The 20,397-nt window shown below is 47.3% G+C and carries 15 protein-coding genes; 12 read left to right on the forward strand and 3 right to left on the reverse strand.

The features are described 5' to 3' along the window. The first annotated feature begins 49 nt into the window (after positions 1-49). The 8 genes from E1162_RS15035 to E1162_RS15070 all read left to right on the forward strand — a co-directional run bounded on the left by E1162_RS15035 (position 50) and on the right by E1162_RS15070 (position 10,119). On the forward strand, positions 50-2,305 hold the full coding sequence (locus E1162_RS15035; RefSeq protein WP_155132579.1) for a type I secretion system permease/ATPase: 2,256 nt from the start codon (positions 50-52) through the stop codon (positions 2,303-2,305). A gap of 326 nt (positions 2,306-2,631) precedes the next feature. Further along, a complete protein-coding gene (gene gmd / locus E1162_RS15040; RefSeq protein ID WP_155132582.1) occupies positions 2,632-3,753 on the forward strand; it encodes a GDP-mannose 4,6-dehydratase in 1,122 nt (373 codons plus the stop codon). Positions 3,754-3,758: 5 nt separating this feature from the next. Continuing rightward, a complete protein-coding gene (locus E1162_RS15045; RefSeq protein ID WP_155132585.1) occupies positions 3,759-4,691 on the forward strand; it encodes a GDP-L-fucose synthase family protein in 933 nt (310 codons plus the stop codon). Then, on the forward strand, positions 4,688-5,860 hold the full coding sequence (locus E1162_RS15050) for a DegT/DnrJ/EryC1/StrS family aminotransferase (RefSeq protein WP_155132588.1): 1,173 nt from the start codon (positions 4,688-4,690) through the stop codon (positions 5,858-5,860). The genes E1162_RS15045 and E1162_RS15050 overlap by 4 nt, the downstream gene beginning before the upstream one ends. A 142-nt stretch (positions 5,861-6,002) precedes the next feature. Then, entirely contained in the window at positions 6,003-7,034 is a 1,032-nt protein-coding gene (locus E1162_RS15055; protein ID WP_257099018.1) for a hypothetical protein, read from the forward strand. 4 nt (positions 7,035-7,038) lie between these two features. After that, complete coding sequence (locus E1162_RS15060; protein WP_155132594.1) at positions 7,039-7,938, forward strand: alpha-1,2-fucosyltransferase; 900 nt, start codon at positions 7,039-7,041, stop codon at positions 7,936-7,938. Positions 7,939-7,979: 41 nt separating this feature from the next. After that, on the forward strand, positions 7,980-9,020 hold the full coding sequence (locus E1162_RS15065) for a glycosyltransferase family 4 protein (RefSeq protein ID WP_257099019.1): 1,041 nt from the start codon (positions 7,980-7,982) through the stop codon (positions 9,018-9,020). Positions 9,021-9,045: 25 nt separating this feature from the next. After that, positions 9,046-10,119 carry a glycosyltransferase family 2 protein gene (locus tag E1162_RS15070; protein ID WP_155132600.1) on the forward strand — a complete coding sequence of 358 codons (1,074 nt, stop codon included), beginning with the start codon at positions 9,046-9,048 and terminating at the stop codon, positions 10,117-10,119. Positions 10,120-11,919: 1,800 nt separating this feature from the next. Here E1162_RS15070 and E1162_RS15075 read toward each other — a convergent pair. Next, positions 11,920-12,810 (reverse strand): tyrosine-type recombinase/integrase, encoded by an 891-nt coding sequence (locus E1162_RS15075; RefSeq protein WP_257099020.1) that lies wholly within the window; start codon positions 12,808-12,810, stop codon positions 11,920-11,922. Positions 12,811-12,821: 11 nt separating this feature from the next. Further along, a complete protein-coding gene (locus tag E1162_RS19590) occupies positions 12,822-13,181 on the reverse strand; it encodes a helix-turn-helix domain-containing protein (protein ID WP_257099021.1) in 360 nt (119 codons plus the stop codon). 107 nt (positions 13,182-13,288) lie between these two features. Between E1162_RS19590 and E1162_RS15080 the strand changes: the two genes are divergently transcribed. Beyond that, the gene (locus E1162_RS15080) at positions 13,289-13,681 is read left to right on the forward strand and encodes a helix-turn-helix domain-containing protein (RefSeq protein ID WP_155132606.1); all 393 of its coding nucleotides are present in this window, start codon (positions 13,289-13,291) and stop codon (positions 13,679-13,681) included. After that, positions 13,681-14,178 (forward strand): hypothetical protein, encoded by a 498-nt coding sequence (locus tag E1162_RS15085; RefSeq protein ID WP_155132609.1) that lies wholly within the window; start codon positions 13,681-13,683, stop codon positions 14,176-14,178. Before E1162_RS15080 ends, E1162_RS15085 begins: the two co-directional genes overlap by 1 nt. Positions 14,179-14,263: 85 nt before the next feature. Here the strand turns inward: E1162_RS15085 and E1162_RS15090 are convergent, their stop codons facing one another. Continuing rightward, positions 14,264-16,255, reverse strand: coding sequence for an ATP-binding protein (locus tag E1162_RS15090; RefSeq protein WP_257099022.1), 1,992 nt, complete (start codon positions 16,253-16,255; stop codon positions 14,264-14,266). A 194-nt stretch (positions 16,256-16,449) separates the two neighbouring features. Here E1162_RS15090 and E1162_RS15095 point away from each other — a divergent pair, with 194 nt between their 5' ends. Continuing rightward, complete coding sequence (locus E1162_RS15095) at positions 16,450-18,447, forward strand: ATP-dependent nuclease (protein ID WP_155132615.1); 1,998 nt, start codon at positions 16,450-16,452, stop codon at positions 18,445-18,447. Next, positions 18,440-20,362, forward strand: coding sequence for a UvrD-helicase domain-containing protein (locus E1162_RS15100; protein WP_155132618.1), 1,923 nt, complete (start codon positions 18,440-18,442; stop codon positions 20,360-20,362). The genes E1162_RS15095 and E1162_RS15100 overlap by 8 nt, the downstream gene beginning before the upstream one ends. Positions 20,363-20,397: the final 35 nt, after the last annotated feature.

Below are 20,397 nucleotides of genomic sequence, written 5' to 3' on the forward strand. Positions count from 1 at the left end.
GAATTATGCGTAAAATGCCGTAGATCTAAAAGAAAAAGAGTGATGATCTATGGCGGTAGCAAAACCAACAACAGACGCCCACCTAAGTCACGAGGACCTTTCGGAAGACCATCCCGATCCGTTGGTAACGTGCTTACAGATCGTCGCTGCACGCTTTAACCGGCCGACATCCCTAACAGTTTTAACCGCTGGTTTGCCCCATGACACTGATCACTTTACGCCTGAGCTTGCTGTAAGAGCTGCCAGTCGCATCGAACTGGTCGCGGCGGTCAAAACAGGCAAGCTCGAAAAACACGCACCCTTTACCCTTCCGCTTATTTTGGCAACCAAGGAGCGTGGCCCGCTGGTTTTGCTGGAACGAAGCGGTGAGGGCGTATTCGAGGTTCAAATACCCGGTGACAAAGAAACCACCACCATTGCCGAAAATGAGCTGGTTGCAGACTATGCTGGCTGGTTATTGACGTTCTCCCAGCCTGAAGACAAGCGCATGGCCTCTGCCCTTGGAGGTAAAAAGAAGCGCGAAAACGAATGGTTTTGGGGCCCGCTCTCTGCTTACTGGAAGAGTATGGTGCAGGTCATCATGGCCGCGAGCATCATCAATTTGCTTGCTCTGGCTTCACCCTTGTTTGTTATGAACGTCTACGACAGGGTGCTACCAAACAAGGCCATCGCAACGCTCTGGGTGCTCGCGATTGGCCTCAGCATTGCCTTCATTTTTGACTTCCTGCTCAAAGTCGCGCGTGCGGGCTTGATTGATTACGTCGGCAGGCGTCTCGACCATCATATGTCGACAGCCTTATTCGAAAAGGTGCTCAACATTCGCCTTCAGGAGCGGCCGGAATCCACCGGTGTGTTCGCCAATAACGTTGCTCAGTACGAATATATTCGCGAGTTCTTTACCTCCAGCACACTGTCGCTGTTGGTGGACGTGTGCTTCTTGTTCCTGTTCTTGTTCGTGATCTACTACTTGGGCGGCTGGATGGTGATCGTACCACTCATTGCAGTGCTGCTTGTGATCATATCGTCACTCATCCTTCAGGCTGTCGTCTCACGATATTTAGAACGCGCCCAAATGGACTCTGCACAGCGACACGGCCTATTGGTGGAAAGCGTGAACGCTATGGAAACCGTGAAGAGCTTGCGGGCAGAAGGCTATTTTCTCTCCAAGTGGGAGCGTTTTATTGCTGAAGGCAGCCGCACACAGGCTAACGTAAAGTCCTATAGCAATCTTGCGGTAAACCTAGCGCAGTTCTTGCAGCAAATGGTTACCGTGTGGGTCGTTGTGACAGGCGTTTACAGGTTTTCTGAAAACGAAATCACCATGGGCGTGATTATTGCTGTTGTGATGCTGTCGGGTAGGGCCGTTGCTCCGCTCACGCAAATCACCATGGTGCTGACCCGCGCCCGCTACGCCTTTGCAGCCCTCAAGACCTTAAACGGCCTAATGGCCCAGCCAGACGAACGAACAGGCGTAAAAGACTACGTAAACCGCGTTGTTCTGGATGGAGAGTTGGAGTTTAGAAACGTTAGCTTCCAATACCCTGCTGTTGAGCGGGATGTTCTAACCGGCGTTTCCTTTCATATTAAACCCGGTGAGAAGGTCGGGATTTTGGGCCCCATAGGCTCGGGCAAAACGACCATCGCACGGTTGGCTTCCGGCCTTTATACGCCATCGGCGGGCGAGGTGCTTATCGACGGTGTCGATATCCGCCAGTATCACCCCTATGAAGTCCGCAAAGCGGTTGGCCTTGTGGTTCAAGAGACGGATCTGTTTCGTGGCTCCTTGAAAGAAAACGTTCTGATTGCCAAGCCTGGCGCGACGGATGATGAGATCCTCTATGCGTGCCGTATGGCTGGCGTCGATACGTTCGCAGCGCGTCACCCGATGGGATACGATATGCCTGTCGGTGAACGTGGTACATTCCTCTCCAGTGGCCAAATTCAGTCGATTGCACTGGCGCGGGTGTTCTTGATGTCGCCGCCAATCCTCTTCCTTGATGAGCCGTCTAGTTCACTCGACCTTGCCGCTGAGCGCATCTTGATCAAGCACCTGAAGGAAGCCGTCTGGCCAGACCAAACGCTTATTCTGGCGACGCATAGACAAGCCATGTTGGAACTTGTCGAGCGCCTGATCGTCGTTGAATCGGGCCGCATTCTAGCAGATGGTCCTAAAGACAAAATCTTGCAGGCACTGGCTAACAGAGCTGCTGGTAAACCGGTCTCTGAACTGAAACCAACCATCGTTTCAAAAAAGATCGAGAAAAAAGGCGTTAGCGATAAGAGCGATAGCGAGGGCGGCAAGTAGCCTTGATGGTCCAATAAGAATGAAATCAAGAGTTAACGTGTCAATATTATCAAGTTCCATGCCAATTTGGGATATTTGGGTATGGCCTGTGTACCAGCGCTTCAACATGCGATGATGTGCGGATAGGTATTGATAAAATTTTAACTTTCTCTTTCCCCTTAGAGCGCGCAGCTAGCACTTCACATTGCTGAAGTCTGGTGAAAAGCAAATATTTGCCGATGGGCTTTGCTTTCGTATGCCCTCAAAGCATGCGAAAACATTCCTAATATTTTTTTGGTGTTTGGCCGTAGCGGACCGCCAAGTCGAAGTTTGAAAAGAAAGCAAGAATGACAAAACGAGCGCTTATCACCGGTGTAACGGGACAGGATGGTTCTTATTTAGCAGAGTTCTTGCTCGATAAAGGTTACGAAGTTCACGGTATAAAGCGTCGAGCCTCTTCATTTAATACGCAGCGCATTGACCATCTTTTTGAAGATCCGCATTTGGAGAATGTGCGTTTCAAGTTACATTATGGTGATCTGACTGATAGTTCTAACCTCACTCGTATTTTGCAGGAAGTGCAGCCGGACGAGGTTTATAATCTCGCTGCTCAAAGCCATGTTGCCGTGAGTTTCGAGAGTCCGGAATATACCGCAGACGTGGATGCGATTGGAACTCTACGACTACTTGAGGCTATCCGTTTTCTTGGTCTCGAAAAGAAAACCCGCTTTTATCAAGCATCAACATCAGAGTTGTATGGTCTGGTTCAAGAGACGCCTCAGACTGAAACGACTCCGTTCCATCCTAGATCGCCTTATGCCGTTGCCAAGATGTACGCTTATTGGATAACCGTAAATTATCGCGAAGCCTATGGAATGTTCGCCTGTAACGGTATCCTTTTCAATCATGAATCCCCTCGTCGAGGCGAGACTTTCGTAACACGTAAGATCACTCGTGGTCTTGCCAATATTGCACAAGGTCTCGAGCCATGCCTGTATATGGGCAACATTGATGCTTTACGTGATTGGGGGCACGCCAAAGATTATGTTCGCATGCAGTGGATGCTACTACAGCAAGATGAGCCGGATGATTTTGTCATAGCAACCGGCGTTCAGTATTCAGTCCGGGAGTTTATCCAATGGTCAGCTAAAGAATTGGGTATCACGATCCACTTTGAAGGCAAGGGGCTTGATGAAATTGGCGTCGTTGTGGCGGTCGAAGGCGGAGATGCTGACGCGCTATCAGTGGGCGATGTAATTGTCCGGATCGACCCAAGGTATTTCCGCCCCGCAGAGGTAGAGACGCTGCTTGGAGATCCATCAAAGGCCAAAGAAAAGCTTGGCTGGGTTCCAGAGATCACAGTTCAAGAAATGTGCTCTGAAATGGTTGCTCATGATTTGAAAAATGCCCGTAGGGTAAGGTTGTTGCGTGATCATGGGTTGGACCTTCCTGTGTCCGCAGAAAGCTAGTTGTAATGGCCAAAAAAAAACTCCTTCTTACAGGTGCTTCAGGTATGGTTGGCCGAAATATACTCGAGCATCCTGCCGCCGCAGACTGGGAAATTCTGGCTCCTAGCTCAAAAGAGCTGGACTTGACGGATTCCCATGCAACTGACGCCTATTTAACCCATTATCAGCCGCACATTGTAATTCATGCAGCTGGTCAAGTGGGGGGGATCCAGGCAAACATGGCACACCCGGTTGCTTTTTTGGAGCGTAACACTGCAATCGGGCGCAATATTATCATGGCGGCCTATAAAGCAAATGTTAAACAGTTTCTTAACTTAGCATCAACATGTATGTATCCTCGTGTTGCCGGAAACCCACTAAGAGAAACTATGATTTTGACGGGTGAGTTGGAGCCTACCAATGAGGGTTATGCAATCGCGAAGATTATGGCAACCCGGCTTTGTCAGTATATTCGCCGGGAGGATGAGACGGCCCTCTTTAAGACTATATTGCCGTGCAATCTCTATGGGCGGCATGATAAATTTGACCCAAAAAATTCGCATCTTTTGCCTGCAATTATTCATAAAATCCATATGGCGAAGGAGCGCGGGGACAGAACAGTAGAGATTTGGGGTGACGGCGAAGCTCGTCGTGAGTTCATGTACGCTGCTGATCTGGCCGACGCGGTAATGAAAGCGGCAGAAGACATGATTAGCTTACCAGATTTGATGAACTGTGGGCTTGGTCATGACTATAGCATTAACGACTACTATCGTATCGTCGCCAACGTTATTGGTTGGACTGGAGAATTTACTTACGACCTAACGAAGCCAGTTGGGATGAAGCAAAAACTCTGCTCAACTGAACTTCAATCTGCCTGGGGCTTTTCTTCGCCGACTTCTTTGGAAGACGGTATCCGTTCTACCTACGATTTCTATCTCAACGAGAAAAAAAAATGACATCCCGCTTCCCTCTTGCAACTTCCTCATGGGATCAAAAAGAACTCGACGCATTGCAGCGAGTTATTGCTTCTGACCAGTATTCCATGGGAAATGAGGTAGCTGAATTTGAACGCAAATTTGCTGCTTTTTTTGGATCTAGCTATGCGGTAATGGTAAACTCTGGCTCTTCAGCCAATTTGCTAATGACCGCAGCCTTGGCTTTTACGCAGAATTCTGACCTCAGACTCTCGCGTGGGGACGAGATCATCGTACCAGCCGTGAGCTGGTCAACGACATACTTCCCCCTTAGTCAATATGGTCTGCACCTAAAGTTTGTTGATGTCGACCTGGCAACGCTGAATTATGATCTGGCCGCTCTTGCAGACGCTGTCAGCGAAAATACACGCGCGATTATGGCCGTAAATTTGCTCGGAAACCCAAATGATTTCACAGCTATTAAAGGTATTATTGGTGATCGCAATATAATACTTCTTGAGGACAATTGTGAATCGATGGGAGCCACGTTTGAAGGAAAACAGGCCGGGACCCTTGGGGTTATGGGGTCTTATTCATGCTTCTTTTCACACCATATCTCGACGATGGAAGGTGGTGTCGTAGTTACCGATGACGAGGAGCTTTACCATGTAATGTTAGCGCTTCGAGCCCATGGGTGGACACGCAATCTGCCTAAGTTTAATAAAGTAACAGGTGAAAAATCTGACGATCCTTTCGAGGAGAGTTATCGTTTTGTGCTACCCGGTTACAATCTACGCCCTCTCGAAATGTCAGGCGCTTTAGGCATAGAGCAACTAGAAAAACTTCCAAGTCTAATCGATGGCCGTCGTGCAAACGCAGCGCTAGTTCAACAATTGCTTTCAGATCACCCAACCTTCCAAATCCAGAAGGAAATTGGCGCTTCAAGTTGGTTTGGCTTCTCACTTATCATTCGTCCCGAAGCAAATTTACCACGAACCACAGTAGTCAAAGAGTTGAGTGCGGCTGGGTTTGAGTGTCGCCCAATTGTGGCCGGTAACTTTGCCAATAATGAAGTGATGAAATACCTTGATTATTCAATCCATCAGAACCTGAAAAATGCTGACTATATCGACCAAAACGGTCTATTTATTGGCAATCATCATTATCCTATTCCGGAAGCAATCGATACTTTATCAACACTGTTTCGCTGACGGCTGGTTAAATACGAATAATCCCGAGCCTTGTGGTAATCTCTAGCTACACTTTTCAGCCTATCCAAAAAACTATTACGCAAGTGGCAAGGCGGGAGGCGCAGTAATGTACTTATCGCTAATCAATAAAGAGTTATAATTTTTGACTGCGCCAATAATTCAGCTAACAAGCAATAACGACATAGGTTGTTTCTTTCGCCAAATGCCAGACAGTTCCGGCTGTTGGGGAAAGTATCAATTCAAGCTCCATAATGGAAAGCAACAAGCAGATTGGCTTGTTGCTTATGACGAGCCCCACAAGAATTGTGAAACTGATCTCCCCATATCTCGCCGCATTCTATTCCGCACGGAACCTCAGAGCATAAAGGCCTATTCGGATGAATTTCTGAAACAATTCGGCACTGTTGTCGCTATCGATCCTGATCCCTCCTTCAGGGGGCAGACAATAATATCGCAAGTAGCTTTACCTTGGATGTACGGGATCGATTTTGAGAAACCTCAACAGGCACTTAAATGGGATGATCTTTTGCTCGGTCAATCCTCGGGTTACAAGGGGGAGCTCTCGGTTGTCTGCTCCAACAAGAAGATTAATCTCAATCAAGAAAGGCGACTGAGATTTCTTGCGATGTTGAAAGAGGTTTTGGGCGACCGTTTAACCATCTACGGGCGAGGGTTCAAACCGATTGGGGACAAGCGTGAGGCTATCGACGGTTATCGCTATCATCTGGTTCTGGAAAATAATCTCTTATCTCATGGTTGGACCGAAAAGTTGGCCGACCCGATTCTAGGAGGGGCCTACCCTATTAGTGCGGGGGCGGACAACCTTAGTCACTATTTCAACCCAAATGGGTTTGCCTGCATCAACATTACAGCGCCGCGGCAAGCCGTTGCTGACGTACTGAGCATCTTGGAGAGTGACCCTGCTCGGAGTGCTCGGAGTGCAATGGAGGAAAATAGGTTACGTCTCTTAACGGAGCACAACTTCTTTCCTTTGTGCAGCAGCGTTATCGATACCATTCGGCAGAAGTCAGATATTGAAACGTTTGATCGCTTGAGCCGGAGTTTTTCATTCCGCCCGAACAAAAGGCCTAAACTCGATAGGCTTATGAGCATTCCCAGACCTATAAGGTCCTCATCTCGAAGACTTTACCTGACGCTGTTTGAAAGGAAGTAGCTCCATGCGAATAGCTCCACATCACCGGGAGTTCGGCAATATCATTGTAACAAAGCTTCAGGGTGGTCTTGGAAATATTTTATTTCAATATCTAGCAGGACTAGCTTTAGCAGAAAGGCATGGATGCCCACTTTACTGCGCGCAGGATGGTGGCGTTTTACATCATTCAGGGTTGGAGCTAGTTGGGGTCGAACCCCAATATATAGACCTTCCATCGTCATTGATGCGGCGATCACGTCGAAAAAAGGATAAGCGTTTAACTGATCACGTTAATACAATGTTGGATTTGTGGCCGCTAAAGCCATGCACGGAGCCGCATTTTCACTATTGGCCTGAGTTTGAAAGCTTACCAACGGGCATACTTTTATCTGGCTATTGGCAAAGCCCGCGCTATTTTGCACGGCTAAAAGATCGACTCCTGGATATTGTCAAACTAGGTGCGATTTTGGATAGCTGCGATCAAGGTTTGGTTTCGCAACTCAGGCGTCAAGAAACGGTCAGTGTGCATATACGCCGGGGAGATTTTCAGAATAATCCAGAGGCTAAGGCTATCCACGGCATCTTGGATAAAGACTACTATGACCGCGCGCGGTACCAACTAGAGCGAGGTCATACTTCCCATATCTATTGCGTTTTTTCAGATGCGCCTGAAGAGGCTAAAAACATGTTGTCTGATTGGGACAATACTCTCTTCATTTGTGGCAACAGTCAGCAACAGGATCTGGCATTGATGAGTTGTTGTGATCACAACATTATTGCCAACAGTAGCTTCAGTTGGTGGGGCGCGATGCTGAACACAAATCCTGCAAAGCAAGTCATTACGCCTAAGCAGTGGTTCACCGTTCAGGCGCTGAAAAGCCGATCAGTAAAGGATCTTGTCCCCGACACATGGAGCCGCGTTTAGCAAGGACGCACGATAAGCGGTATTCCGTTGAAAGAAGTTACATGAAAGTCCTGAATTACCTACCTCGGAATATGCATTTCGGTCCTCAGAAAGCGACATCCATAGATTTGTGTGTATACCAACAGAGCCTCAAGAGTGAACATGAGGTACTGGTCGTTTGTGACGAAATAGAAGAGCCTTTTAAAGGTATCCCTGTTCGAATGTTGAAAAAAGGTAGCCGAGGCGAAAGGTTGCGGCAGCTAGAAGAGATTGTCTCAAAATTTCAACCCGATCTTATCGTAGTTCAACAACATGGCCCCACTGCACACAAAGTGGCGGGCTTGTTCAACTATGTTCCAGTTTTGCTTCATCGCCATAACTTTGAGAATGATTATAAACTCTCTTGGTTCAAAACCTGGCGTCATCGTAGGCGCTATCAGGGACTGCAAGGCCTCATTTTTGTTTCTGAAACCTGTAAGAATGCTTTCGAAGCGCTACACCCCAACCTCAATCTGCCTTTGTATACTGTCTTTAATGGGATCGATAGCTCACTTTGGCAGCATGACAAAGAAAAGAAAAACAAAGTTATTTTTGTGGGTCGGATAGAGCCTCACAAAAATGCTTTGCCGGCAGCCCAAGCAATGGCTAAATTCCTTAGTCTCATGCCAGATTGGTCAGCCAGTTTGATCGGACCCTTCAGTGGCCCGGAAGACTATGTGAGTCGAGTAAAAGAGGTTGTAGATAGTTGCGATCGTCTTTTTCTTGAAAAAGAGCTGCCTCATGAGGAGATTAAGATGAGGCTAGAAGAGTCAAAGATCTCTCTCATCTGTTCTGAGAGTGAAAGCTTCTGTCTCGTAGCCATTGAGTCTTTTGCTGCTGGCTCAGCCGTCGTGTCCACCGCCAATGGAGCATTGCCAGAAACTATAGGTAATGCGGGCATATTTCTCAGAAACCTAAATGTCGATGAGATTACAGCAAGTTTATTGGAGATGGTTGAAAACACCGCTTGCTATGCTGATCTTGGTCGACAAAAGGTGAGAAATTATGATCTCAAGACAACTGCCAAGAGGTTGGATGAAGTCTATCGGAAATCCAAGGCATAAAGGCTAGAGTTGGACAAATTATATAATGCCAAAGAAACCATTAATTTCTGTCGTCCTGCCCGTTTTCAACGGCGAAAATTACATTGAAGCAGCACTGACTAGCATTATGAATCAGGATTTCAAGGATATTGAGATTCTGGTCATTAATGATGGTTCTGTCGATCAGACGGGAGCAATTCTGGAAAGGTTGGCAGGCCTAGATAAGCGCATTAGAGTGTTAACTAAAGGCAATGGCGGTCTTGTTTCGGCGTTAAACTGGGGGTTGGCCGAGGCAAAAGCCGATGTTATTGCCCGCATGGACGCAGACGACATTTCTTATCCTAGCCGGCTCTCGAAGCAGTGGCAGGTTTTGAAGGAGCGCCCTGAAATCGGCCTCGTTTTTTCCCAAATGAACAAGATCGATACGCGAGGGAGATCCATAGGTGAGATCACTAATACGAAGTTATCAGCTGAGGATGTAGCTGAAGCTCTGAGTAAAGGGGATTGCCTACCCCACCACCCAACCGTTATGGCCAGAAAAATGGATATGCTGGATGTTGGTGGCTATAGAGAGGCCTTCAAGGGAGCTGAAGATCTCGATTTATGGTATCGAATGAGCAAGAGAACTAAGCTTATCGGCCTTTCGGAGATTTTGCTTGACTATCGTTTGCACGATGGTCAAGTCACGCAAGTCTCAGTGGTGCGGCAGCGCTTTTCGCGGGACTTGGTAGCTCTTATCGCAAAAGAGGTCGATGCCGGTCGCCGGGATCCCTCGGAAGGTTGGATAGATGCGCCTGATTATGCTTGGACCGTAGACACACCTCAATTATGCGACGCACCAGCCGATATGCTGATGCTTTTTAGTTTGTACAAGCTGATTGATCAAATCCTAACTGACAAAAATATCAGCGATCTTTCGACGGAGGATATAAGTTTCGTCCTGAAAGGTTTAAACGAAAAGCCGTTCTTCTGTAGTGCAAAGCTTCGGCAAGTTTTAGCGCATCATCTGGTGCAAGAAGCCAAGCAACGAGGTTTGCGAATATTGAGAATGAACGCGATGTTATTTGCGCTTAAGAATAACCCATCTCGTGCGTTACGCAAAAAATTCAAGCCATTCTAGAGAGGATATGGCGCGAAGGCCATATAGAATTAAACTTTATTGCGTGTATAGGTGTTAAAAGTTAAGGAATACTTTGGTCTATTTGAAGCTCGACGATTACGGCTGCTGCCTTGAGTGGAACGTCGTTCGTTGAACGAGTGTCTTTTTCAAGGAGACGATGAAGCGATCCATAGGCACATTAACGAGGCTCTGACCATTGCTGCTCATGGATGTTTAATACCAGTCGACCGTAGCCGCTGGTGATAGCCCTTATAGTGTCTTTGTCGATGTGATGCATGGGGCCAGTCACAAATCTAAAGCTTGTCAGAGCGATATTTAAAGCATCACAGCACTAGCTTGCTGCCATTTGCAGTTCTCTTACTTGCTTGCCCAACAACACGTCCTTGTAAGCGTCAGGAGAATGAGAAACAACGCGATAAATTGCAAAGCGGCATTCAAGCACGCGTTCTCTCGGCTGTTCTCAGACCCTTCTCGGCTCCGGAGAGTTTTGACCTCGAAAATTCTATCTCAAGACGTCTTGAGTGTTCCCCATATCGCTCTCGAAGCTCTTGGAGACAGATGCCACCAAGTCGGCTTGTTGTTGCTGTGCTTCTTACATTTTGGCCCTGAAGCGCTTGCTGAGAGTAGCCTTGTCGGGTCCATCCTTCGTTGGGGATCTTTTTTTTTGACGCCAACGACTGTTAGTTTCTGGGTTGTTGATTGTGAGATATTCACTGCCAGTGCGAGGCGCTTCTAAGTCTGCTGTTTGAAAGGCCATGATTATTTCCGATCTGTCGTTGATGTGACCCGACAAGATTCGCTCTTCCAACAAAGATCAGATCGGATTGCATTTCGCCCGTGCGTTCTGGTGCTGGGCTCCATGTCAGGCTTGATGACTCTGGCAATAAATCGATTTTTGGGATCGGCCCAACTGTATTGTTCATTCAGTAAGTCACGGAGCTAGTCGACGTGTTTGATATAATCTCGCAGGCGATGTTGAAGTTCTTGCCAGGGCCGAGTTCCAAGCTCTGCGTGCAGAAGTGCAGTTCAATGCGGTTCTCATGGGTGAGTCGTACCAAAAGAATGTTGGATTGGTCCTGCTCCAAGTCCACGAAAAGGAATTTCTCGGATGCGGCCGCTGCTTCCCGTTACTGCTGCTCAGAAGTGCTTCGTGCTGGTCAAAGCTGATAACATCCGCGCTGTAACTCCATTCCCCAATAACACCGCAGGCAAAGGAACTCACTGCTTTAGAACAATTGTACCATGCTCGTCTTTGAACAGATTGCGGGTGTCGTCTTACGCAAGAACTTTCTCGGCAATCAGGTAGTCGACCGGATTTGCGCCGCCACCTTCACTACCTTTGAATCACTTAACCAGCATTCGATGTCTCCGGTGCAGAGTGATTAGATGGGATGGCCACGCTCCTTTTGTGTGGCCGGCCACGACTTGGTGGCGATTAGAGCACCAAGACATTTCTAGCTTTGGATCGCAGAGAAATTGCTGCAACCACTGCAATTTCACTTTACGGAAAGGACGGTGCTCAGACATAGGCACCCAAAAGTAACCATAGGGCGTTAAAGGTCACTTGCGGGTATTTCACTGTTTGCAGAGGGCTATTTTTGGGTTGCGTGCAGACAAGGCCTCAATTCAAGGCATGAATATTTTAGCTAAGTCATTGAAAAATATGGCGCACCCGACAGGATTCGAACCTGTGACCTCTGCCTTCGGAGGATTGGATCATTCTCTTACCCTTTGATTTTACAGCGTTTTCATTTTCAGGAGTTTCCCTATTTCTCCTGAATTTCCCTTGTGTATCTTGTTCTAGTTCTTCTTATCGCGAACTTTTCGCGAACGTCCCAGGCGGTTAGCCATTTCCCGGATATGGTCCTTGTTAAAATGAGCATAGACCTTCTCAAGCGTTTGAAAACTCATCGCCATGTACTCTGAGACATCTGAGATTTTCTCGCCAGATTGAACTAGTAAGCTAACGCGAGTGTGCCTGAGTGTATGTGGTGTAACGCCTTTTAACCCAGCTCTCTTAGTAGCTTGTCTGAAACCTTTGTCGATACTTTTAACTCGTCTAGTAGGATCATGTTTTTGATGGAAAACGTATTGAGATTGAGAGCCATACATTTCAAAGCGCCGCTTTAAGTGTCTCATCAGTTCAGGCGGCACTGGGATGTGAGATCTAGGCTTTCCGCCTTCTGAATCGTCTTCATCGTCGAATTCATCGCCTTCTTTATTGAAGTTCAACATCCCAGTTTGAAAGTCGATTTGAGGCCATTCAAGCTCCATAATCGCACTTTTTCTAGCTCCGGTGTAAAAGGCGATCATTAGAAATAGACGAAGCGTAAACTTACTTCGATAGTCCGCACCCGACGCCCAAAAGAGCTGAACGTACTCAGCCTGAGTTAGCCAGCGTTTCCTTGGTTTACTGTCTTTCGGAAGCTTCGGGAACTTAAAGTCAACTAGACGCTGCATTCGAATTGCATAATTGACTGCTGCCCTTAGATCGCTCAGTTCTCTCCGACATGTAGATCTCTTACGTGAACTATTCTTCCAATACCTCTCTACCATCATGTCATTGATTTGGTTGATGGTATTTTCTTGCCAATAAGAAAGTAAATTACAGATCGAGTAACTAAGTCGTTCTGCCGTTTTTGCTCCCATCTTATACTCAGCATAATCATCGAGAGCTTGGGCAATGGTCATTTTGTGAGGCGCTATTGGTTGTCCTGTCCGGAGTGATCTCCTTTCTCTGAGAAAGTCTTCGAGCTTCCCCTCAGCTTCAACGCGGTCCGCAGTGCCTGTTGAGAGTTCACGCCTTTTTCCTGTTTCATAGCATCGGTACCTAATGAAGAAGAACGGACGGTTTTTTCGTTTGACGAGGTGAGGGGCTTTAGCAGGTCTTGGCATGGTTCTACAGTATTCCTCTCAATTAGTTCATCGATTGCATCAGGTTTTAGATAGTAAGTGCCATCAAGTTTGACGTATTGGATTTGGCCCTTGCTAATCCACGAACGAATACGTTTTTCTGAGAAGATGGTGCGCAAAGCAGCTTCTTTGAGGGTTTCCAGAGACATGGATTGTCTTCCTGTTGAATATTCAGCTAAATTGGGCGAAAATTTCCCCGAATTGGTTTTATGTGTCTAAAGTGGACGCATTTACGCCCATTATCAAGTGAGGGTAGATGGATTTCCCCAAGCGGCTCCTGGCGCTACGTAAAAGTTTGGATAAGAGGCAGTTGCAATTTGCGGATGAGCTCGGGATATCGGGAACCGCATATAAAACCTATGAAAAGGGAACAAAGACGATCCCTACTCAGGTACTCGTCAATATCTGCGAGAAGTATCAAGTTTCACCTGGTTGGCTATTGATGGGGACGGGAAAAATGAAAGATGAGCCCCCTACCAAATTAGTGAGAGCAGCGATATTGGCAGCGAAGGCGTTCCAGGAAGAATGTGATTTAGACTTGCAGCCGGAGCAGGAAGCCCAGCTAATCTGCAAAATGTTTGACCAGCTTTATGCCGAGAACTACGAAAGCAACGCTGGCGATGAACTAAAAAGTAAAAAGGCCAGCTAATGGACGATTATAATTTTTGGGCAACGCTAGCGAAAAATAAGGCCCTTAAAGAGTATGAGCGAGCAGCAAAAGAACAGGGGTTTGAAATCAATGGCTCGAAAATTACGTCGCCTAAACAAGACGTGGAAATGCTGCGTTCCTATGTACTCTTTGGGCGTCTGGAGGAGTTCTGGCGCCAAAACTGTTTGAGAGCGAAGTGTCTAGCAGTGCTTCTGATTACAGGACCGATGGCTGCAGAATTGCTTGCAGAAACTCATCTAGCCGCAGAATACTCGTTGGCGGCAGCTTTTGCATGTACGATGATGCTGATTGGGTTCATATTTTTATTGGGAATAGCGTGGTTGGAATACAATGTAGGATATTGGGAGGCAAAGTACCAACCTTCTTGGGGCAGTCCCTTCAGGCATAAATGGACTTATTTAAGAGCGCAGACATTACCCCCGAACTGCAGAAAGAGTTTTTGGGCCATTTTTTTCAGCCGAGAAAGACCGCATTAAAGGCGCCCTCAGAAAGGCAAAGTTGATGGTGAAGCGAGCTTGCCTCAAAACCACTTTTGGCTCCCGAGCGCAACGAGTTAATGAGTTAAGCGGTCTCTAACGTTTCTTGATTATCCAGAGCAGATATTCGCTCTTTGATTTCATCGCTCAAATAGTCAGAGTTTATCGAGCGCAGATAATCTAGCGCTTCTTTGTCGCTTGCCTGATAAGCTAAGCGTCGCTTGTAGAACGTCAGGCGACCTTCTGCTTCTTGAATTATCTCGCCCCATGTTTTGGCCCAGACCCTTATTTTGATGGGATCCGATAGCTCCATCACCAAGCCACGAGGCATATCTTTCTGGCGGGCTTCAAGCTCGGCATCTTGTGTAAAATCGTTAGAAATTGCAATGAAATCCCATTCGACATTTGAATGAACAAATCGGGCATCTTTTGCAACTGTCTTGGCGTATTTCCTTATTTGGTTGATTACATCTTCGTTGATGGGTTGCTTGGGGCGCTTGAGTTCTACAACTAAGTGTCGACGTTCTTCGTCTGTTGGAGTAGGGATGCGACTAGATAGCATCAGATCAACAATCTTTACCTTACCTTCTTCGTCTAAAACAGGTTCGGTTGGAGCGAGATCTTTCCGCCCTTTATCCATTAGGCCGATGTGTGTCTGGAGGACTGAAGTTAAATCCTCATCGTCATTCATCAAGTTAAACTGTTCACCGAATATCCAGGTCTCTTGGGTGATAATCCGATGAAGCTGGGAGCGTTCTAACAACTGACGCTTAGATTTTGGATCATAAATGAGAATTTGGAGCGCTCGTAAAAACTCGAGCCGATCGGTTACAGCTTTTGCTGCGTTTATGACTGCAGTAAGTGTTGTTTTTTGCAGCAGCCCAGCAAGCTCATCCATTCGTTCTTTGGGAAGGTCAATCACTTGCTCTAAGATTGATGGTAATGCGCCAGGGCCCGTTTCAATTGCAGATTTTACGAGCTGCAAAATTAGTTTCTGCTGTTTGGCTGGAGAGCGATCAAAGTCCGCAGAATAGTCAGCCAAGTTAAGCGCAACCACATCAAAGACTTGGCGTTCATTAACCTCAATAGGGTTAGAAGCCTTCCCTTCATAAGGATATATCTTGGCCTCTTTCCACTCAACAATTTTGCTGCGAGAACGCTCCGCTTCCCTTTTTCGGAAATGCTCCCGGAGCTTTTGCCTAGCTGCCTCAACAAGGGCCATAGATGGGGGGTCTAGCTCCACCAAGCTTTCTGTGTTGTCGTCGGTGAGAGACTGAAAGTGATCAGCTGTGATGTAAACTGTGAAATCAAAACCGCGTGCCTGGATTCCAGGTGGCAATGAATGAAAGCTGAAACGACCAGGCAGACAAAGCATCATCTTTCGCTCCACCTTTTTCTTCCATTCGATAATTTCTAATGTAGCCTCAAAGCTTGCCCCGTCTTCCAGCGCAACCCGCAACTCGTATGGAGTCACGTCTTTAATGGCCTCTCTGGCATCAACTTCCTCACCATCATAAGTAATTTTGAAGTTGGGGTCTTCGTAAAGCTGCAAAGCGAAAACGTCGCGAACCTGATCGGCAAATCCATCTTCTGCCCGAATAGCGAAATCACGGGCCAACTCCCGGATCTCAACAACGCAACCAGTTTCCGTCGCGGGAACAGGTTCAGAGATTGCAAAGTGTTTGAGATCTAATTTATTTCCAGTTATGGAAAAAGAACTGCCGTCATGCTTGGAAGTCCAGGATACCTGATCTCCAAGGGCGAACGCTTTAAAACGCCCCTGCCCCTTTTCTCCGTGAACTATTCGCCCGCCAACAGTCCTAATGGTGCGCTTTTTCCAAGAACCGCCTAGAGCTTCAAACTGTGCGCTAACTTGAGCAGCGGATATGCCTGAACCGTCATCCGAAATTCGGATCAAGCCAAGCTCAGTCAGCTCGCCTGCTTCCAGCTCGACAGTTACTTCCTTGGCATCGGCATCATATGCATTCCAAATGAGCTCTGAAATAGCAACTAGAGGCTTCGCAGTTGTTATCCTTTGAATGTGATCGTTCTCGACCCTTATCTCGAGTTGCTGCATCATAATCCCCCAAAGACATTCAAAGTCGAAACAGTGATCGTTCTCGAAATTAACACACACGCAGAGAGTGAAAGCGTAGCGGCCATCGTTTCAAATAGTGGGCATACAATTTGCCTCACTCCAATTCCTGTATAGGTTGCTATAGGCTATGCTTCAATTGATAATTGCATTCGCTATTTCCATTGGAACACCCTATGTACATCGAAAGCCTTAAGCTCAGAAACTTTAAATGTTTTGGAGAAATTCCTGAAGTAATTGAATTACAAGATGATTTAACTGTTTTTGTTGGAGCCAACGGATCGGGGAAAACCTCCATTCTCAATGCTCTGCAAAGGCTTTTTGGGCCTACTTCTGCGGAGAGGCGCCTGACAAGAAGTGATGTGCACTTTGGTCCAAACGAAGTTGCCGGTTCTGAGCCTGCGGACAAGGCTGCAGACGACCCATTCACTTATGTTCAGTCCAAGGAAATTGAGATTGAAGTTACGCTGGCGTTTCCTGAACTAGAAGACCAAGATAACTCAGTAATTCCAGAGGTTTTCAATGCAATGTCAGCTTCAGGGGTTGGGCAACCTCTGAAGGCGAAAATTCGTCTAGAGGCCACTTGGCAATGGGGCATTGAAGAGGATGATATTGAGCAGTCTCTTTACTGGATCACCTCTTTGGAGGACGTACCTTTCGGTGACGATGATATAGCGAAAATACCACTAAAACCTAATGAGCGCAGGCGCATTCAAATTCGGTATTTGCCAGCAACAAGAGATAGTGCGGCGGTTACACGATCAGCGTTAAAAGAGCTACTTTCTTGGTTAGAGAAGTTTGGAGATTGGAGCGGTGGCCAAGCTCCGATGAACCAGCAGTGGGAGGAACTACAGGCTCTATTTGATGAAATGCCTGCGATTAGAGAGGTAACACAAAATCTTACTCAAAACTGGCGGCGCTTGTTTGATGGCCCGCACTTGAGTGAAGCGGGTTTCGTTGTTCTGTCGAGGGAAATTCAGAAGGCCCTTAAAGATTTGAGTGTATCGCTGAAGAACGGGGCAGATGGTCGAGCTCATTCAATTTCTGAGTTGAGTGAGGGGCAAGCATCTTTGTTTTACGTAGCGTTAGTTTTTACTCTTCTCAAGCTTGACGATGAACTCGCGCATGAAAGAAAAGAAGGGTTTAAGGAAGTTGATGAGCTTCGACCTTGGTTCACGATCTTGATACTGGAAGAACCTGAGAACCACCTATCCCCCTTTTATTTGTCCCGAATGATCCGCCTAATGCTCGAGTTTGCAGATAGATCGAGCGGAATGGGTATTCTGACAACTCATTCCCCCGGAGCTTTGAGACGCGTTAAGCCCGAGCAGGTTAGATATGTGAGGCATTGCGCTCATAATCTGAATTCCGCCGTAAGGTCTATACCTATGCCTGAAAAGCGCGATGAAGCGCATAAATTCATTTATGAGGCGGTTAGGAGTCATCCGGAGCTATATTTTTCTAAGCTTGTGATACTCGGTGAAGGGCGATCCGAAGAGATCGTTCTGCCAAAACTCGCAGCGGCGTGGAACCCAAAACTAGAATTAGATCCAGCATTTGTAGCCTTTGTCCCTCTTGGAGGAAGGCATGTAAATCATTTCTGGAAGCTTTTAGAAGCACTGCAAATTCCGTATGTTACGCTGCTCGACTGGGATCTAGGTAGATACCAAGCTGGTGCGTATCGTCTGAAATATGCTGTGAACCAACTGTATGCAATAGGCCGAGAACGTGAGGGCATTGCGGATCCAAGAACTTTTGATCAGGTTTGCAACCCGGCTACACCAAAAACTTTCAACGATTGGTGGCAGTTTGTAAATACGCAAGATGTTTTCTATTCCATTCAATTGGACTTGGACATGATGATGATCACAGCGTTTGAGGAGCAGTATTTGCAGATTGCTGATCTTCAAGAACTTGGCGAGGTCGCTGACTACGAGAAAAGCGTCTTCGGAAAAGGGGGGCGCGGAGTAGCTGAATACCCTCCTGAGGCAGTGCCGCCAACAGCGCAACAGCTCGCAATCTATGACAAACTTTTCAAGAAGGGTAGCAAGCCGGTATCACACATTGAAGCGATTGAGCTTGTTTCCGATGCTGATTTGAGAGCGGGGTGCCCGACGACCTTGAGAGATTTGTTCTCCCGTTGCTGCGCAAAGTTGGGTATCCCAAATGAGTAGATGGATTGATCCCTCCGCTTGGGCACCGCAAGCTGGTATTGCCTTGGATGAGCAAACGAGAGTAGCAGTTGTCACTAATGAAAATGCGGCAATTATGGCTGGGCCTGGAGCAGGTAAAACTGAGCTTCTCGCTCAGAGGGCTGCATTTCTAATGCAGACAAACACCTGCGCCCAACCAAAGCGAATTTTGGCTATTAGCTTCAAAAGAGATGCTGCGAAAAACCTACGAGACCGCGTTGAGCAACGTGTCGGATCGGATCTTGCTAGAAGGTTCGAAAGCTATACATTCGACGCGTTTGCTAAGAGTCTTTTGGATAGGTTTCGTGATGCTCTCCCTGAGTGGTGCAGACCAACGAGGGACTATCAGTTACAGTTCCCGAATTGGCGGGATTGGGCGCAGTTCGCAGATCAAATCGCGAGGCCACAAGAGTTTAGAACAGAAGCTATTACGGGGATACAGATCCAGAACAGACATGCATTCTGGGGAGGAGTAATTTCTGGGTTGCCTTTAGAGAGGCCTGAACCTGTGCAGCTGCTTGATCATGCGTACCTGCAATGGTGGGATGCGAGCATAGGGCAGGACAGATCAAGGCTAACATTTCAAATGATTACTGCTCTAGCTTTGACGATCCTAACGCATAACCCTCTAATTTTAAGAGCGCTACGCCAAACTTACTCAAACGTGTTTGTGGACGAGTTTCAAGATACAACAGGCCCTCAGTACGAGTTTCTGAAACGACTCTTTAGAGAGTCACCGTCAGTCGTAACAGCTGTTGGTGATAACAAGCAGCTTATTATGACGTTTGCTGGCGCTAATGCTGGAAGGTTCGAGCAGTTTACGGCTGATTTCAGTGCAAACATCCGACCACTTTCCACTAACTTTCGTTCTAACACGCGGATTGTAGAAATCATCAACTCGATGGCGCAGGCCATCGAGCCCGCTGCCATTTTAACCAACGCGGCCAGACAACATCAGGAGCTTCCTGCCTTAACGGATGGAATTTTTCACTTCAATGACTCTGCGGAGCAGGCGAATGAACTAGCGTCGTCGATAGCTGCTGATGTCAATGCCGTAGGAGGGCAGCTTAAGCAACATGATTTCATGTTGCTCGTTCGGCAGTATGCTGACACTGCGGAGGAGGAGTTAAGTGATAGATTTGCCGCGGAAGGGCTTAGCGTGCGAAACGAGGCGCGGGTAATAGCTGGCGTTACTATTCAAGATATGATGTCGGAGCCGTTGGCGGACTTAGTCGTTGGTATTCTGCAGCTTGCTTGCGAAGATCGAGAAGACAATCCTTTCCAGAGGGTCACAAACCTAATTGGTACTGCGTTTGGTATCGAAGACGATCGCCCTGCAAGTATCCACCGAATTGAAAAGACCCTACGGCAAACAGTCTCTAGCGCATCTGTACGAACGAGCGCTGTTCAAAGGCCAAGCAATGATTTCGATTTTAACGCTCTTGTTGTCGGAATAGTTGAGGCATTGGGAGAGAGTAAGGTGAGGCGGCTTTCCTCAAATTATGAGGATTTTGAGCGCTATTCTGAAGTAAGGAACGCAATCGCGGAGTATCTGTCAGAGTGCTCCACCGAAGCTCAAAACTGGCGGGATGTTATCAGTAGTTTTCTTGGGAAGGACCAAGTCCGTTTGATGACAATCCACAAGTGCAAGGGGCTCGAGGCCCATACCGTCTTCTTCCTCAATCTGCAGGATGACTCCTTTCACAGAAGGGCAAATATGGACGAGGAGCGGCTTACTTTCTTTGTTGCTGCTTCACGCGCTAAGGAACGGTTTTTCGTTACAACGACAGGGAGGGAACGCAGGAAGGTGGCGCCTCTGTTTGATATGATAACCGCTGCGCAGCTTCCAACTCTGCGAGAGTTGGAACCACGAAACCCGTTGCTGCCGCCGAATTAATCTGGGCCTATCTTTTATATAAAACACAAGACGTC

The organism is Pseudovibrio flavus, assembly GCF_009711345.1.
GTDB lineage: Bacteria > Pseudomonadota > Alphaproteobacteria > Rhizobiales > Stappiaceae > Pseudovibrio > Pseudovibrio flavus.